Below are 17,456 nucleotides of genomic sequence, written 5' to 3' on the forward strand. Positions count from 1 at the left end.
TCGTCAGATCGGCGCTACCGTGGAGGACATGGAGACCACTGAGACCCTGCCGACGTTCCCGAGGATCATCTCGGTGGACGACCACACCGTCGAACCCGCCCACATCTGGCGGGATCGCCTCCCGTCGAAGTACCAAGACAGTGGGCCGCGCGTCGTCCGGGCGCCCCTGAAGTCGATGAGCTTCCTGGGTGGGAAGTTCGCCCCCGTGATGGGGGCGAAGGGGGACGATGGCCCCATAGGGGACTGGTGGATCTACGAGGACCTGCACCGGCCCCTCACCCGCCTCGACACCTCCGTCGGGTACGACAGGGACGAGATCAAGCTCGAGGTCATCACGTACGAGCAGATGCGCCCGGGATCCTTCAGCGTGCCCGACCGCCTCGCCGACATGGACGTCAACCACGTCCAGTCCGCCCTCTGCTTCCCGACCTTCCCCCGCTTCTGCGGGCAGACGTTCACCGAGGCGAAGGACCGCGAGCTTGGCCTGCTCAGTGTGCGGGCCTACAACGACTGGATGGTGGACGAGTGGTGCGGGCCCGAGGCGAACGGCCGCCTCATCCCCCTCACCCTCATCCCGCTCTGGGACGCGGAGCTGGCCGCCGCCGAGGTCCGCCGCAACGCCGCCCGCGGCGTACGTGCCGTCGCCTTCTCCGAGATACCGCCCCACCTGGGCCTCCCCTCCATCCACACGGACGAGTGGGACCCCTTCCTGCGGGCCTGCGACGAGACCGGCACCGTCATCGCCATGCACATCGGGTCGAGCAGCAAGATGCCGTCGACCTCCGCCGACGCGCCGCCCGCAGTCGGGTCCACCATCACCTTCGCCAACTGCTGTTTCTCGATGGTCGACTGGCTGATGAGCGGCAAGTTCGAGCGCTTCCCGAACCTCAAGATCATGTACGCCGAGGGGCAGATCGGGTGGATTCCGTACATCCTGGAGCGCGCGGACGTGGTCTGGGAGGAGAACCGGGGCTGGGGCGGGGTCGCCGACAAGGTGCACCGCCCGCCGTCCGAGCTCTTCACCGAGCACGTCTACGGATGCTTCTTCGATGACGCCTTCGGCCTGAAGAACCTCGACGCGATCGGCGTCGGGAACGTCCTGTACGAGACCGACTACCCGCACTCCGACTCGACCTGGCCCAAGTCCAGGGAGGTCGGCGAGTCCCAGATGGGCCACCTGGCACCGGACGTGATCGACCGGATCGTACGGGGCAACGCGATCGACCTGCTCGGCCTGACGGCCGACGGGTTGTGGGCGGGGCCTGGAGCGTAGGGGAGGCGGAAAGGGGAGGAGTCGGGACGCGGGCTGAGGAGGGGGCGGAACGTAGTGGGGCGCAGGAACGGCGCCCGGCCGCCCTGCCTCGCGGCGGGGCCCCTTCACCGGCCCTGCGCCCGCAACCCGTTCGGCGCGCCCGCGCCCGCCAAGCCGGCCGTGCGTGGGCCCGCCCGTCTCGCGTGCCCGAGGTCCGTTCGCCGCGCCTGTGTCCGCTCGGCTGGCGTGCCCGTGCTCGCCAGGCTCCGGCGCACCTGCGTCCGCCCGTCCTGCACGCCTGCGCTCGTCAGGTCGCCGCGCCTGTGTCCGCCCGTCTCGCGTGCCCGAGCTCGCCGGCCCTGTGTGTCCGAGCCCCGCCCGCCCGCACTCCGCCAAGTCACCCCCAACCCCTTGCCTGACGCCCCGTCAGCTACGACGATGAGTGCCGTCGCCGTATATGACAGACCGTCAGATCAAGGTGAGGGGTCGGGTTCCCATGGCTGCCAACGCGCTGGCGCACATCTTTCCGCAAGGGCGACTGGTCTACGGGATGCAGCTCCCGATCCAGTCGCAGAGCGTCATCTACGCGGAGGCGTGGGAGGCGGACGCCTCCGTCGAGGATCTAGCCGAGATCGCCCGCACCGCCGACCGGGGCGGCTTCGCGTACATCGCGAGCTGCGATCACGTGGCCATTCCGCGGCGGCTCGCCGACACCATGAGCACCGTCTGGTACGACCCGGTGGCCACCCTCTCCTTCCTCGCCGGGATCACCGAGAACGTACGGCTCATGAGTCATGTCGCCGTCGTCGGCCTCCGGCATCCGCTCGTCAGCGCCAAGCAGTACGCCACTCTGGACCGGCTCAGCGGCGGGCGGCTGATCCTGGGGGTCGGGGCCGGGCACGTGCAGGAGGAGTTCGACGCCGTCGGGGCCGACTTCGAGCGGCGCGGGTCCGTGCTCGACGAGACCGTCGATGCGCTCATCGCGTCCCTCGGCCCCGAGGAGTACCCCGAACACCACGGCGAACACTACGACTTCAGCGGCCTCGGCCAGCAGCCCCGCCCCGCGCAGGAACGCGTGCCCATCTGGGTGGGCGGATCCTCGCCCGCCGCCGTCCGCAGGGCCGCCGTCCGCGGTGACGGATGGCTGCCGCAGGGCGACCCGCGCGACAAGCTGCCCGCGCAGATCGCCAAACTCAAGCGGCTCCGCGAGGAGGCGGGCGTGCGGGAGCCGATCGTCGTGGGGGCGATCGCCGAGCCCCTGTACGTGGGGGAGCCCGGCTGGTCCGTGGGGCGGCGCACCCTCAGCGGTAAGCCGGACGCCCTCGCCGAGTCCCTGCGCGCGTACGGGGCGATGGGGGTGCAGCAGATCCAGGTGCGCTTCCGCAGCCGCAGCCGCAGCGAACTCACCGACCAGATGGCGGCGTTCGCCGCCGAAGTCGCCCCCCACCTCAACTGAGACCCCTCGAAATCGAGGCCCCCGATTCCCTCACTCAAGGAGACCCGTATGGGCAAGCTGGACGGGCGCGTCGTCATCGTCACCGGTGCGGCGCGCGGGCAGGGCGAACAGGAGGCGCGGCTCTTCGCCGCCGAAGGGGCGCGGGTCGTCATCGCCGACGTCCTCGACGAGCAGGGCGAGGCCCTGGCCAAGGAGCTCGGCGGCGACGCGGCCAGGTTCGTACACCTCGACGTCAGTCGGGAAGCCGACTGGGAAGCCGCGGTCGGCGCTGCGAAGGACGCCTTCGGGAAGATCGACGGCCTGGTCAACAACGCCGGGATCCTGCGCTTCAACGAACTCCTCAGCACCCCGCTCGAAGAGTTTCAGCAGATCATCCAGGTCAACCAGATCGGCTGCTTCCTCGGCATCCGCACCGTGGCCCCCGAGATCGCGGCCGCCGGCGGCGGGACCATCGTGAACACCGCCTCGTACACGGCGATGACGGGCATGGCGTACGTCGGTGCGTACGCCGCGACCAAGCACGCCATCCTCGGGCTCACGCGCGTCGCCGCCCTTGAACTCGCCGACAAGAACATCCGCGTCAACGCCGTCTGCCCGGGGGCCGTCGACACCCCGATGACCAACCCCGCGCAGCTCGACCCGACCGCCGACCCCACCGAGGCGGGGGAGGCCGTCGCCGAGCTCTACAAGAAGCTCGTGCCGCTGGGGCGGATAGGGAAGCCGGAGGAGGTGGCAGCCCTCGCGCTCTTCCTGACCGGGGGCGACTCGGCGTACATCACAGGGCAGCCGTTCGTCATCGACGGGGGATGGCTCGCGGGCGTCAGCATCGTCTGACGGGGCTTCGTCTGACGCCGCGTCAGTAAGGGCCGCCCCGGGTATTGACGGTCATCGCGGCCGGTGGAACAGTCGTCGCATCACAATCTGACGGTTCGTCAGAAACTCGCAGATACTCACGAGGATGGTGAACCTCCTTGGAATTCGGTCTCTTTGTACAGGGATACGTGCCCGCCAAGCGGGCCAAGGTCGACCCCGAAGCGGAGCACAAGGCGCTCATCGAGGAGACCGAGTACGTCATCCAGGCGGACAAGTCCGGCTTCAAGTACGCCTGGGCGTCCGAGCACCACTTCCTGGAGGAGTATTCGCACCTCTCCGCCAACGACGTCTTCCTCGGCTACCTCGCCCACGCGACCGACCGCATCCACCTGGGCTCCGGAATCTTCAACCCGCTCGCCCCGGTGAACCACCCGGTCAAGGTCGCCGAGAAGGTCGCCATGCTCGACCATCTCTCCGAAGGCCGCTTCGAGTTCGGGTCGGGGCGCGGCGCCGGGTCGCACGAGATATTGGGCTTCATGCCGGGCATCACCGACATGAACCACACCAAGGAACTCTGGGAAGAGACCATCGCCGAGTTCCCCAAGATGTGGCTCCAGGACGAGTACGTCGGCTTCCAGGGCAAACACTGGTCGCTGCCGCCCCGCAAGATCCTGCCCAAGCCGTACGGGAAGTCGCACCCGGCCATGTGGTACGCCGCCGGGTCCCCGCCCTCGTACGCGATGGCAGGAAAGAAGGGGCTCGGGGTACTGGGCTTCAGCGTGCAGAAGGTCTCCGACATGGAGTGGGTCCTGGAGTCGTACAAGACGGCCGTGAAGGACGCCGAACCCGTTGGTGCCTTCGTCAACGACAACGTCATGGTGACCTCGACCGCGATCTGCGCGGAGACGCACAAGAAGGCCGTCGAGATCGCCGTCGGCGGCGGGCTCAACTACCTCCAGTCGCTGCTCTTCCGCTACCACGACACCTTCCCGCGCCCCGAGGGCATCCCCGAGTGGCCCGAGCTGCTCCCCGAGTACAGCGAGGAGATCATCGAGCTGCTCATCGCCGAGGAGCTGATGATCTGCGGCGACCCGGACGAGGTGCTCACGCAGTGCAAGCGGTGGGAGCAGGCCGGTGCCGACCAGCTCAGCTTCGGCCTTCCGATCGGGATCTCGCCCGAGGACACGAAGAACACGATCAAGCTGATCGGTGAGCACGTGATTCCGAAGATCGACACGGATCCCGTGCACCGCACCACCCGTATGCGCGGTACGGGCGCCTCCGGCGGTTGAGCCGCCTCTGACTGCCCCGGCCTTCCCTTCCCGGACGGAGGCCGGGGCACCCTCTTTGCCCAGCGACCCACCCAAGCGACCCACCCACCCGTTACCCCGAAGGGGGACGTCCACGTCATGCTCGACCACCTCATCAAGGGCGCGACCGTAGTCGACGGAACCGGCGCCCCCGCCCGCGTTGCCGACGTAGGCATACGGGACGGGCGCATCGCCGTCATAGCCGAACCCGGAACCCTCACCGAGCAGGCCACGACCAGCGAAGACGCCCAGGGACGCATCCTCGCCCCCGGGTTCGTCGACCCGCACACCCACTACGACGCCCAGCTCTTCTGGGACCCGTACGCGACCCCGTCCCTGAACCACGGCGTCACCACCGTCGCGGGCGGCAACTGCGGCTTCACGCTGGCCCCGTTGAACGCCGACCGGCCCGAGGACGCCGACTACACGCGGCGCATGATGTCCAAGGTCGAGGGCATGTCACTGGTCGCCCTGGAAGAGGGGGCGCCCTGGTCGTGGAGCTCGTTCGGCGAGTATCTGGACGCCCTGGACGGGCGCGTCGCCGTCAACGCGGGCTTCATGGTGGGGCACTGCGCACTGCGGCGGTACGTCATGGGCGCGGACGCGGTCGGCGGCCAGCCGACCCCCGAGCAGCTCGACCAGATGCTGCGGCTCTTCCACGACGCGATGGACGCGGGCGCCTGGGGGCTCTCCACCACGCAGTCCTCCACGCACTCGGACGGCGACGGACAGCCCGTGGCATCGCGGCACGCGAAGCCCGACGAACTCATCGCGCTCAGCCGGGCCGTCGCCGAGCACGAGGGCACACAGCTCGAGGCCATCGTCGCCGGGTGCCTCGACCAGTTCAGCGACGACGAGATCGATCTGTTCGTCGAGATGAGCGCCGCAGCCGGACGCCCCCTCAACTGGAACGTCCTCACCATCGACTCCGCCGTCCCCGAACGCGTACCGCGCCAGCTGAGCGCCAGCGACCGCGCCCGCAAGGCAGGTGGCCGGATCGTGGCCCTTACGATGCCGATCCTCACCCCCATGAACATGTCGCTCGGCACCTTCTGCGCGCTGAACCTGATCCCCGGCTGGGGCGACGTGCTCGGACTCCCCGTTCCCGAGCGCATCGCCAAGTTGCGCGAACCGGACGTCAGGGGCGAGATGCTGCGGCGCGCCGCGAGCAAGGAGGCCGGAGTCTTCCGGCGCCTCTCGAACTTCGACCGGTACGTCATCGGGGACACCTACTCCAAGGAGAACGAGGGCCTCACCGGGCGCGTCGTCGGTGACATCGCCGCCGAGCGCGGCCAGGAGCCCTTCCAGTGCCTCGTCGAGATCTGCGCCAACGACGACCTGCGTACGGTCCTGTGGCCGATGCCCTCCGACAACGACCCCGACTCGTGGGCCCTGCGCCAGGAGGCGTGGCAGCACGAGGACGTCATGCTGGGCGGCTCCGACGCGGGCGCGCACCTGGACCGGATGTGCGGAGCCCCGTACACGACCCGGTTCATCGGGGACTGCCTGCGGGGGCGGAAGCTGGTCGGCCTCGAACAGGCGGTGAAGATGCTCACCGACGATCCCGCGCAGCTCTTCGGTCTGCGGGAGCGCGGCCGTATCGAGGAGGGCTTCCACGCCGACCTCGTCCTCTTCGACCCCGAGCGCATCGACGCGGGCAAGGCCACGCTGGTGCACGACCTGCCGGGCGACAGCCCGCGCCTGGACTCGAAGGCGATCGGAGTCAACGCCGTCTGGGTCAACGGAGTCGAGGCCATCCGCGAGGACACGGTCACGGGGGCGACGCCCGGCACGGTGCTGCGTTCGGGCCGGGACACCAGGACGGTGAGCACCAAGTGAGTCCTGAACCCCCCTATAAGGAAAGGCTGTTCATCGGCGGCGAGTGGGTCGAGCCCGACGGCGGTCACTATGAAGTGATCAACCCGGCGACGGAGGGCGTCGTCGGCCTGGCCCCCGAGGCGAGCCGCGAGCAGGTCCACGCGGCGGCCGGAGCCGCCCGAGAGGCCTTCGGTGCCTGGTCGCGTACGACACCCGAGGAGCGGGCCGCGATCCTGGACCGCGCGGCCTCGGTCATGCAGCGCGACTTCACCTCGTACGCGGAACTCGCCCAGGCCGAGAGCGGCGCGACGACAGGGACGGCGCGCGGGATGCAGGTCGCGGTGTCGGTGGCGCGCTTCAAGCGGTACGCGAAAGGCGCCCTTGAGCCCGTCGAGTCCGCCCTTCCGCCGCAGATCAGCGAGGCGGGTCCGATGGGCAAGGCGGGCGTCCTCGGTGCGCTCGCCGTCCGCCAGCCGGTGGGCGTCGTCACCTGCATCACCTCGTACAACAACCCGTGGGCCAACCCTGCGGGCAAGGTGGCACCCGCCCTGGCCATGGGCAACACGGTCGTCGTGAAGCCCGCCCCGCAGGACCCGCTCTCGGTGTACCGGATGGCGGCGGCGCTTGAGGAGGCCGGAGCGCCGCCGGGAGTGGTGAACGTGGTGAGCGGCGCGCGCCCGGAGGTGGGCGAGGCGGCCGTGGACTCACCGGACGTCGACATGGTGAGCTTCACCGGCTCGACGTCGGTGGGGCAGCGGATCGCCGAGGTGTGCGGGCGCGACATGAAACGCCAGCTGATGGAGCTGGGCGGCAAGGGCGCGGCGCTCGTCTTCGATGACGCGGACCTGGACTCGGCGGTGGCGGGGATCGGGACGACGTACGCCTTCTACAGCGGACAGATCTGCACGGCCCCGACGCGGGTCATCGCGCACCGCGCGATCTACGACGACCTCATCGAGAAGCTGAAGGGCTACATCGGCTTCATGAAGGTCGGCGATCCCCGGGAGAAGGGGACGATCGTCGGCCCGGTGATCTCGGCGGCGCACCGGGACCGCATCGAGTCGTACGTGGAGCTCGGCCGGAAGGAAGGCGCGCGGGTCGTCGCGGGCGGCGAGCGCCCGGCGGGCCCCGGCCTCGACCGCGGCTTCTACGTCGCACCGACGCTGCTCGCGGACTGCACGAACGACATGAGGGTGGTCCGCGAGGAGATCTTCGGCCCGGTCGTCGTGGTGGTCCCCTTCGATGAGGAAGAGGAGGGCATCGCGCTGGCCAACGACAGCGACTACGGCCTCATCGACTACGTCTGGTCGGGCGACGTGGCCCGCGCCTTCCGGGTCGCGCGGCGGCTGCGCGCCGGCGGGGTAGGCGTGAACACGATCGGCCGGAACATGGAGGCGCCGTTCGGAGGGTTCAAGAAGAGCGGGGTCGGCCGGGACGTGGGTTCGTACGCGCTGCACGCGTACAGCGAGCTGCAGTCGATCGTGTGGCCGGGGTGATGTCCGGTATGTGGAATGCGAGAAGGGGCTCGGGAAAATTTTGAACCAGGGCAAAACGGGCGGTGCTGCGGTTCCCGCATACCGGACGGTCTGATATTTGCCTGGCAATGGGTGACCATCTCGGCGATCAACCCAATCGATCAATTGGGGTTGCCCCAATTCATCCATCGATTGCAAGAGAACCGAACCGGATGCTGATCCTCCGCATGTGGAAACCGCAGCCCTTAACGTCCTGTTCATGACCCAGTTGGACGATCGGCCCCAGGCACCCCGGGCCGGAGACACGGTGAGCGGCGCCCCCGACGGGGGCGTACGCGCCAAAGGCCTCGGCGGGAACTCCGTCGGCCTCATGGGCAGCGCCGTCATCGGCATCTCCACCGTCGCCCCCGTCTACTGCCTGACGTCGACCCTCGGCTCCACGGCCGGCGAGGTCGGCCTCGCCATGCCCGCCGTCTTCATCGCGGGCTTCCTGCCGATGCTCCTGGTGGCCTTCGCCTACCGCGAGCTCAACAAGGCCATGCCGGACTGCGGCACCTCGTTCACCTGGACGGTCAAGGCCTTCGGCCCCCGGATCGGCTGGATGTGCGGCTGGGGCCTCGTCATCGCCACGATCATCGTCCTGTCGAACCTGGCGGGCGTGGCGACCTCGTACTTCTGGCTCCTGGCCGGTGAGATCACGGGCAACGACTCCATGGCGGCCCTCGACGACAACAAGGCCGTCCACATCCTCACCTGCCTCGCCCTGATCGCCGCGGCGACGGCGATCAGCTATCGGGGGATGACGGCCACCAAGGGCGTGCAGTACGCCCTTGTGGGCCTGCAACTGGCCGTCCTCGCGATCTTCGTCGTGATGGCGTTCCAGAAGGCGGGCAGCGCGGAGTTCCCGCTGTCGCAGGACTTCTCCTGGTCATGGCTGAACCCGTTCGCCGTGAAGTCGTTCTCCTCCTTCACCGCGGGCCTCTCGCTCGCGATCTTCATCTACTGGGGCTGGGACGCCTGCCTGGCCGCCAACGAGGAGACGACCGGCAGCGACAAGACCCCCGGCCGCGCCGCGCTCATCGCGATGGTCGTCCTGGTGGGCTCCTACCTCGCGACGGCCGTCGCCGCGCAGATGGTGGTGGGCGCGGGCACCAAGGGCCTGGGCCTCGCCAACCCCGACACCTCCGACAACGTCTTCGCCGTCCTCGCGGGTCCCGTGATGGGCCCGACCCTGGGCATCCTGCTCTTCGTCGCGGTCCTCGCTTCGGCGGCGGCCAGCCTCCAGACGACGTTCATCCCGGTGGCCCGCACGGTCCTCGCCATGTCCTCGTACGAGGCACTCCCGCCGTCGTTCGCACGCGTCCACCCGCGCTTCAAGACGCCGGGCCGCGCGACGGTCACCGCGGGTGTCGCCACCGCCGTCTTCTACACGGCCATGACGCTGGTCTCCGAACACGTCCTGGTCGACACGATCTACGCGCTCGGCCTCATGATCTGCTTCTACTACGCACTCACGGCCTTCGCCTGCGTCTGGTACTTCCGCCGCGAGCTGTTCAACTCGGTCCGCGACTTCGTCTTCAAGGGCCTGCTCCCGGTCCTCGGCGGCGTCCTCCTGACCGGCGTCTTCACCAAGACCCTCATCGACATGTGGAACCCCGCCTACGGCAGCGGCTCCTCCGTCTTCGGCGTCGGCTCGGTCTTCGTGATCGGCGTGGGCCTGCTGCTGCTCGGCGTGGTGCTCATGCTGGCGATGGGCCGCACGAGCCCGGCGTTCTTCCGGGGCGAGGTCCTGAAGCGGGACACGCCTGCGCTGGTCGTCGCGGACTGAACCCGGCCCCGCGCCCCTGAAAAAGGGCGCACGCAGTGCGCCTTTCAGGGGCGCGGGGAACTGCGCGGCCAGCCCCCCCACCGGCGGTCAGGCGGCCACGACCCGCATCGCCCTGCTAGCCCCGACCCAGGAACACCGGGTTCGTGAAGGCCGCCAACGGGCCCGGGAGGCCGGGAGTCACCGGCGCGTGGCGGACCTCGGCCCGTACGTACGCCGCGTACGAAGGCGTCGTACGCCACTCCGCCTTGCCGGAACCGGATTCGGGCAGCGCGGGACCCGTGAAGAGGATTCCCTGGTCCGTCACGAAGTGGACCGTGCAGCCGGGTGCGCCGGTGACGTCGAGGCGGACGGTCACCGGGGCGTCCTGCTCGACGTAGAGGCGGTCGCCGATACCCGCCTGCTTGCCCTTGCCGCCGGTGGCCGTGAACGTGAGCGAGACGTTCTTGGACTCGGCGACATAGCTGTGGCCCGCGCGGATGCCCGCCTGGATGGCGTCGCGGGACAGGGACTCCGCGAGGACCACCGTCTGCGGGCGGCCGACGGGGTCCGGGTCGCGATGGGCGTCGCTGTTGCCCATGGCCGGGATCCACGGCTTCCGGCCGCGCACCGCCGCGACGAGCGTGCCGTCCCACTCGGCGAGCGACACCTCGTCGTCCGGGGTGTACGCGCCGTTCCACACCTCCACCGCATCCGCTTCCGCGAAGCCGAACTTCCAGTTGCAGCCGATGCAGGTGCCGTGCGGATGGGCGGGGACGACGAGGCCGCCCGCGTCGCGGACCTCGCGGGCGAACTTGCCGAAGCGGTTGTCGCGGGCGCGGTATCGCCAGTCGATGAACGTGCCGGGGTCCGTGCCGAGGGCGACCACGTGGCCGTTGCGCGTGGTCACCTCCTCGCCCAGCATGATCAGCAGGTCGTCACCGGCCTGGTCGGCCCAGTGGGCGTGCGAGGAGTGCGTGTTGTGGTCGGAGGTGTTGATGAAGTCCAGGCCCGCCGCGCGGGCGAGGGCCGCGATCTCCGCCGGGGTGCGTCTGCCGTCCGAGTGCCAGGAGTGCAGGTGGCAGTCGCCGCGGTACCAGGCGCGGCCACGCCCCTTCGCCCGCTCCGGCGGGTAGACGGCCCTCGGGGTCTTGCCGGGCTCCCCGTACTTGAGCGTGATCGTGACCTCGTAGGGCAGGCCGTCCGGGGCGACGGTGTACGGGCCGAGCGCGATGTTCCAGGTGCCCGCCTTGACCGGGCCCGGGATGTAGCCGGGGGTGGCTTCGTCGGCGCGGATGAAGAACTCCGTGCGCGCGCCGCCCGACCAGCCACGGAAGCCCTTGCCGCCGAGCGCGGTGCCGCGCTGGTCGAAGACGCCGATGTCGAGCGCGTTGCCCTGCGTGCCCGCCGGGACGGTGACCTTCTCGTAGGTGTACGCGACGTGGATCTCCCGTACCCCCTCCGGCACTTCGACCGGGAGATACACGAAGTCGGGTGACCCGGTGGGCAGCGTCCCGCGCACCACCTTGGTCTCGTCGCCGGTCCCGGATTCACGCGCTGAGGCGCTCGCGAAGCTCACGCTGTTCAACGTAAGCGCGGCGGCGGCTCCCGTCACGAGCAGACCGCGCCGGTTCAGGGGCGTGTTGACGGGTCTGGCCGGGTGGTGTTCGTCCTCGCACATGTGTCGGCTCCCCAGGGTGTCGGAAGGGACTGCAGGGCAACCCTGGTATTGAGCCGTGAACTGGGGAGCAAGGGAAGGCAATTGACAGACTTACGGGCGATGACGAGCCTTGCGCACGCGGCGGACGGCGATCATGACGATGATGATGACCGCGATGACGGCGAGGATCGCGATGATCAGACCGGCTCCGCCCTTGGACTTCTTCTTTTTCTTCTTCGCCTGCTGGGGCTTGGACTGCGAATCTTCGGCCGCCTTGGTGACCGTCCGGGCGGCGACGACTCCTGTTGCGTACGCCGTCGAAGCGGGAGCCGGGACCGATGCGGACGCTGTCCGCGGAGTGACCGCGTACGCGCCCGCGGAAGCCGTACCCCCCAGCAGCGCCCCGAGCAGCAGCAGTACGGTCGCGAAACGAAGTCGCATGATGGAATCCCCCGATTCCGCCGATTCCTTCGGAACTCTCCTGAATTCCCCGGATCTGGCGGATCCTAGGCCACGCAGGGCCCCGCGCCTAGGCGCCTGCGCCCGTCGCTCGAAGCATGGACTCCTGCGCCGCTGACGGCTAGTAAGTGAGCCCCTCGCTCGTACGAGCCGTACGAGCCGCACGCACGAGCCGCACGAGCCGCACGAGCCGCACGAGCCGCACGACGACGTGACCGGAGGCCACCACATGCGAGTCGCCGCCACCCTCTACCTCACCGACGAGACCATCGCCCCCGTCCGCCTGGCCCGGGAACTGGAGCAGCGAGGCTTCGCGGCGCTCTACCTCCCCGAGCACTCCCACATCCCGGTGTCCCGCGAGACCCCCTACCCCGGCGGTGAACTCCCGCCCGAGTGCGCCCGCATGCTCCACCCCTTCGTCGCCCTCGCCCAGGCCGCCGCCGTCACGAGCAGGCTCGGGCTCGGCACGAACATCACGCTCGTCGGACAGCACGACCCCATCGACCTCGCCAAGCAGATCGCGACCCTCGACCACCTCTCCGGCGGCGGCCGTCTCACCCTCGGCATCGGCTTCGGCTGGAACAGGGAGGAGGCCGCCGACCACGGCGTCGAATGGCGTACGCGGCACGCGCTCGTGCGGGACCGGATGGCGGTCATGCGGGCGCTGTGGGCCGAGCATCCGACGGCGTACGAAGGTGAGTTCGCGAGCGTGCGTGCCAGCGAGGCCCACCCGAAGCCGGTGCGTGCGCCCCGCACGCTCATCGGGGGAGCCGCGGGACCCAAGCTGTTCGCGCGGATCGCGGAGTACGCCGACGGCTGGCTGCCCATAGGCGGGGCCGGTCTTCGCGATGCGCTCCCCGCGCTGCGCACCGCCTGGGCCGACGCGGGCCGGAAACCCGCCGACCTGTACGTGGCGCTCTCCGCCGTCGAGCCGACCGAGGGCAAGCTCGCCCACTACGAGGAGCTCGGCATCGACGAGGTCATCGTGCAGCTCCCGGCGCGTGGGGAGGCGGAGGTTCTCCAGGCGCTCGACGGGTTCGAGCGATACGTGCCCCGCACACCGTCCGACGCCGACCAGCACTGACCTGTAGCTGTTTCTGTGGGAGGTCGCTCGTATGCTCGGACGCATGACCAACAGCGCGCCGCAGGACAAAGCACCCCAGGGGCCCACCGCCAACGCGATGCGCCGCGCCCTCAAACGCGCCAGGGACGGCGTCGCGCTCGACACCGCCGAAGCGGCCGTGCTGCTCCAGGCGCGCGGCGACGACCTCAAGGACGTGGCCGCGTCCGCCGCGCGGGTGCGTGACGCGGGCCTCGCCGCTGCGGGGCGGCCCGGCGTCATCACGTACTCGAAGAAGGTCTTCATCCCGCTGACGCGGCTGTGCCGCGACAAGTGTCACTACTGCACCTTCGTGACCGTGCCCGGCAAGCTGCGGCGCGAGGGGCACGGCATGTTCCTCTCGCCGGACGAGGTCATCGACATCGCCCGCCGCGGCGCGGAAATGGGCTGCAAGGAAGCCCTGTTCACGCTCGGCGACCGGCCCGAGGACCGCTGGCCCGAGGCGCGCGAGTGGCTGGAGGCGGAGGGTTACGACGACACGCTCGCCTACGTACGCGCGATGGCGATCCGCGTCCTTGAGGAGACGGGCCTGCTCCCGCACCTCAACCCGGGCGTCATGACCTGGACCGACCTCCAGCGCCTCAAGCCCGTCGCACCCTCCATGGGCATGATGCTGGAGACGACGGCGACCCGGCTGTGGAGCGAGCCGGGCGGCCCGCATTACGGCTCACCCGACAAGGAGCCCGCGGTCAGGCTGCGCGTCCTTGAGGACGCGGGGCGCTCCAACGTCCCCTTCACCACCGGGGTTCTCATCGGGATCGGCGAGACGTACGAGGAGCGGGCGGACGCGCTCTTCCGCCTCCGCTCGACGCAGCGTTCGTACCACGGCATCCAGGAAGTCATCGTCCAGAACTTCCGCGCCAAGCCCGACACGGCGATGCGCGGCATGCCGGACGCCGAGCTTGAGGAGCTGGCCGCGTGCATCGCGGTGGCCCGGCACATCCTCGGCCCGAGCGCCCGCATCCAGGCCCCGCCGAACCTCGTGGACGCCGAGTACGCGCTCCTGATCGGCGCGGGCATCGACGACTGGGGCGGCGTCTCGCCGCTCACGCCCGACCACGTGAACCCCGAGCGCCCCTGGCCGCACATCGACGAGCTGGCCGAGAAGACCGCCGAGGCGGGCTTCACACTCCGCGAACGGCTCACGATCTACCCGGAGTTCATCGAGCGCGGCGAACCCTGGCTCGACCCCCGTCTCCTCCCGCACGTGCGCGCGCTCGTCGACCCGGACACGGGCCTGGCGAACCCCGACGCGCGGCCCACCGGCCTGCCCTGGCAGGAGCCCGACGAGGGGTACGTCGCCTCGTCAGGCCGTACGGACCTGCACCGCACGATCGACACGACGGGACGCACGTCCGACCGGCGCGACGACTTCGACGAGGTGTACGGCGACTGGGAGGCCCTGCGCGAGCAGGCCGCGCCCGGCATGGTGCCGTCCCGGATCGACGGCGACGTACGGGCGGCGCTCAAGACGGCCGCCGACGACCCGACGCGCCTGACGGACGAGCAGGCGCTCGCCCTCCTCCACGCGGACGGGCCCGCGCTCGACGCGCTGTGCGGCATCGCTGACGACCTGCGCAAGTCGATGGTCGGCGACGACGTCACGTACATCGTCACGCGGAACATCAACTTCACGAACGTCTGTTACACCGGCTGCCGCTTCTGCGCCTTCGCCCAGCGCCGCACGGACGCGGACGCGTACACGCTCTCCCTGGACCAGGTCGCGGACCGGGCCCAGCAGGCGTGGGAGGTGGGCGCCACCGAGGTGTGCATGCAGGGAGGCATCCACCCGGACCTGCCCGGCACCGCGTACTTCGACATCGCGCGCGCCGTGAAGGAGCGCGTGCCGGGCATGCACGTGCACGCCTTCTCGCCGATGGAGGTCGTGAACGGCGCGACGCGGACCGGTCTTTCGATACGGGACTGGCTCAGCGCCGCCAAGGACGCGGGCCTTGACTCGATTCCCGGCACGGCGGCGGAGATCCTCGACGACGAGGTGCGCTGGGTCCTGACCAAGGGCAAGCTGCCCACGGCCACCTGGATCGAGGTCGTGAGCACGGCCCACGAGCTGGGCATCCGCTCGTCGTCCACGATGATGTACGGGCACGTGGACCAGCCGAGGCACTGGCTCGGTCACTTCCGCACGCTGGCCGCGATGCAGCAGGACGCGCTGTCCAAGGGAGTCGAGGGCTTCACGGAGTTCGTGACGCTGCCCTTCATCCACACGAACGCGCCGGTGTATCTGGCGGGGATCGCGCGCCCAGGACCGACGACCCGCGACAACCGCGCGGTGGTCGCGATGGCGCGGCTCCTGCTCCACCCGCACATCCCGAACATCCAGACCAGCTGGGTGAAGCTGGGCACGGAGGGGGCGGCGGAGATGCTGCGCTCGGGCGCGAACGACCTGGGCGGCACGCTGATGGAGGAGACCATCTCCCGGATGGCGGGCTCCAGTTACGGCTCGTACCGCTCGGTCAAGGACCTCGTCGCGATCGCGGAGGAGGCCGGGCGTCCGGCGAAGGCGCGGACGACGCTGTACGGGGAGGTGCCCCAGGAACGCCAAGAGGCGGCCGCCGCGTCGGACGGCCACCTCCCGGAGTTGCTCCCGGTCCTGGACTAGAAGCCCTCAAGGTTCCTAGTTGGAGGCAGGGGTCAGCCGGAGATCCTGGAGCCGAAGTGGGCCCCTGCCTCCGGGGTGCCCAGGGTGGACGGGCTGAACGACGTGATGCCGGTCGTTGTCAGGCCCGTCTTGGCGCCACGGAACAGCCAGGCGGCGCCGGAGTCCTTGGTCGTGCCGTCTTCCTGGGGCACGCCCACGGTCAGGTCGGCGAGGCCGTCCTTGTTGACGTCGGTGAGCTGGACCTCCTCACCGAAGTTGTCGTTCTTCTCCGAGACGCCGGGGACGCCCGCCGTGCCCTGGTTGAAGGCCTGCGCGCCCTTGCCGCTCAGGCCGTTCGCGCCGCCCTTGAGCAGGACGATCGCACCGGCGTCGGCGACGTCGCCGAGGTTCTCGCCGGGCACGCCCACCGCGATGTCGGCGTAGCCGTCGCCGTTGACGTCGCCCGCGGTGACGGAGGCGCCGAACTGGTCGCCCCGCTCGGGCCCGTTGATCTCCGCAGCCTCGCTGGCGCCGGGGACGCCCGCGGTGTCCTGGTCGATCTTCGCAGTGCGGGTGGAGAAGCCGGACTTGGAGCCGTAGATGACCCGGACCGCGCCCGCGTCGTACACCTGGGTCTCGGAGACCTCGTCGACCTCACGGGCCACCAGGTCGCCGTAACCGTCCTTGTCCACGTCGGCGATGACGCCGTTCGTCGTGAACTTCTTGGTCGGCGTCGACGTCTTGGAGAGACCGTCCTTGCTGCCCTTCCACAGGCGCGAGGAGTGCTGCATCTCCTCCATGGCGTGGCCGGTGACGAGGTCGTCCGCGCCGTCACCGGTCACGTCGCCCACCATGAGGTCCTGGGGGCCGTCGTCGCCGTTCGCGACGGACGAGGTGGAGGCGGGCTTCCCGTCACGGGTGAACGGGCCGTAGCGCACCTCCATCTTGGACTGGTTGGTGGTGACGAGGTCGGCCTTGCCGTCGCCGTTGAAGTCGCCGGACTTCAGCTGGTCCGTGAAGCCGCCCGGCAGCGGGCCGGCCTTGGTCAGGCCGTCCGCGGAACCCCAGACCACGGCGTCGACCTTGCCGTTGTTCACGACGAGGTCGGTGTATCCGTCGCCGTCGAAGTCGCCGGTGGCACCCGCGCCGAAGCCGCCGTTGTCCTCGGGGTCACCGGGTACGCCGGGGGTGGTGCGGTCGATCTGCTTGGGGTGCGCGGTGTCGGCGCCGGACGCCGAGCCGTACACGATGGAGACGTAGCCCGCGCCGGCCACGCCGTCGACGGTGCCGCCGGGGGCGGAGATGGCGAGGTCGGCGTATCCGTCATGGTTGAAGTCGGTAACCGGCTTGGCGGCCGCGGTGGGGGCGGCGCTGGCTGAACCGGTCGTCAACGCGATGGCGAACGGCGTCGCGAGCGCGGTGACGGCGACTGCGGCTATGAGTGAACGTCGCACTGATCCTCCTGTGGGGAAACTGCTGTGACGTAAGGGAGACAAGGGCTCTACGTCGATGGTTGTGCGCTACAGGTTCACCGTTACGTTGCCTGACATTCCCGTTACAGAAGCCGGTGTTCCTGTTACAGAGCTTGCGACTTACCAGGGCAGATGCCGCCCCCTGGAACTCTGTGCGCCCTGGGCGGCGTCTTGGCTGTAGTCACCACGGAACAGCCGCACAGCCGCACGGAGGTCAG

At 69.8% G+C, this 17,456-nt stretch carries 12 protein-coding genes; 9 read left to right on the top strand and 3 right to left on the bottom strand.

The features are described from left to right. Positions 1–46 precede the first annotated feature (46 nt). From ACWFRJ_RS20840 to ACWFRJ_RS20870, 7 genes are all read left to right on the top strand, one after another. Complete coding sequence (locus tag ACWFRJ_RS20840; RefSeq protein ID WP_453533515.1) at positions 47–1,273, top strand: amidohydrolase family protein; 1,227 nt, start codon at positions 47–49, stop codon at positions 1,271–1,273. A 475-nt stretch (positions 1,274–1,748) separates the two neighbouring features. After that, positions 1,749–2,708 (top strand): LLM class F420-dependent oxidoreductase, encoded by a 960-nt coding sequence (locus tag ACWFRJ_RS20845; RefSeq protein WP_453532667.1) that lies wholly within the window; start codon positions 1,749–1,751, stop codon positions 2,706–2,708. Positions 2,709–2,756: 48 nt separating this feature from the next. Next, complete coding sequence (locus tag ACWFRJ_RS20850; RefSeq protein ID WP_453532670.1) at positions 2,757–3,542, top strand: SDR family NAD(P)-dependent oxidoreductase; 786 nt, start codon at positions 2,757–2,759, stop codon at positions 3,540–3,542. Between the two features lie 137 nt (positions 3,543–3,679). Continuing rightward, on the top strand, positions 3,680–4,813 hold the full coding sequence (locus ACWFRJ_RS20855) for an LLM class flavin-dependent oxidoreductase (RefSeq protein ID WP_453532673.1): 1,134 nt from the start codon (positions 3,680–3,682) through the stop codon (positions 4,811–4,813). A 117-nt stretch (positions 4,814–4,930) separates the two neighbouring features. Beyond that, positions 4,931–6,670, top strand: a complete 1,740-nt coding sequence (locus ACWFRJ_RS20860) for an N-acyl-D-amino-acid deacylase family protein (protein ID WP_453532676.1) — start codon at positions 4,931–4,933, stop codon at positions 6,668–6,670. Further along, positions 6,667–8,145 (top strand): aldehyde dehydrogenase family protein, encoded by a 1,479-nt coding sequence (locus ACWFRJ_RS20865; protein ID WP_453532679.1) that lies wholly within the window; start codon positions 6,667–6,669, stop codon positions 8,143–8,145. Before ACWFRJ_RS20860 ends, ACWFRJ_RS20865 begins: the two co-directional genes overlap by 4 nt. Before the next feature lie 238 nt (positions 8,146–8,383). Then, positions 8,384–9,952: an APC family permease gene (locus tag ACWFRJ_RS20870; RefSeq protein WP_453532682.1), complete on the top strand. Its 1,569-nt coding sequence runs from the start codon at positions 8,384–8,386 to the stop codon at positions 9,950–9,952. A 115-nt stretch (positions 9,953–10,067) separates the two neighbouring features. Here the strand turns inward: ACWFRJ_RS20870 and ACWFRJ_RS20875 are convergent, their stop codons facing one another. Both ACWFRJ_RS20875 and ACWFRJ_RS20880 read right to left on the bottom strand, forming a co-directional pair. Further along, positions 10,068–11,609 (bottom strand): CehA/McbA family metallohydrolase, encoded by a 1,542-nt coding sequence (locus ACWFRJ_RS20875; RefSeq protein ID WP_453532685.1) that lies wholly within the window; start codon positions 11,607–11,609, stop codon positions 10,068–10,070. A 90-nt stretch (positions 11,610–11,699) separates the two neighbouring features. Then, the gene (locus ACWFRJ_RS20880; protein ID WP_453532688.1) at positions 11,700–12,029 is read right to left on the bottom strand and encodes a hypothetical protein; all 330 of its coding nucleotides are present in this window, start codon (positions 12,027–12,029) and stop codon (positions 11,700–11,702) included. A gap of 247 nt (positions 12,030–12,276) precedes the next feature. Here ACWFRJ_RS20880 and ACWFRJ_RS20885 point away from each other — a divergent pair, with 247 nt between their 5' ends. Together ACWFRJ_RS20885 and ACWFRJ_RS20890 are read left to right on the top strand one after the other, a co-directional pair. After that, positions 12,277–13,131: an LLM class F420-dependent oxidoreductase gene (locus ACWFRJ_RS20885; RefSeq protein ID WP_453532691.1), complete on the top strand. Its 855-nt coding sequence runs from the start codon at positions 12,277–12,279 to the stop codon at positions 13,129–13,131. 43 nt (positions 13,132–13,174) lie between these two features. Beyond that, entirely contained in the window at positions 13,175–15,787 is a 2,613-nt protein-coding gene (locus tag ACWFRJ_RS20890) for a bifunctional FO biosynthesis protein CofGH (RefSeq protein WP_453532694.1), read from the top strand. Between the two features lie 32 nt (positions 15,788–15,819). Here ACWFRJ_RS20890 and ACWFRJ_RS20895 read toward each other — a convergent pair whose 3' ends face one another. Continuing rightward, positions 15,820–17,220 carry an FG-GAP-like repeat-containing protein gene (locus ACWFRJ_RS20895; protein ID WP_453532697.1) on the bottom strand — a complete coding sequence of 467 codons (1,401 nt, stop codon included), beginning with the start codon at positions 17,218–17,220 and terminating at the stop codon, positions 15,820–15,822. Positions 17,221–17,456: the final 236 nt, after the last annotated feature.

The organism is Streptomyces sp. NPDC055239, from assembly GCF_053606205.1.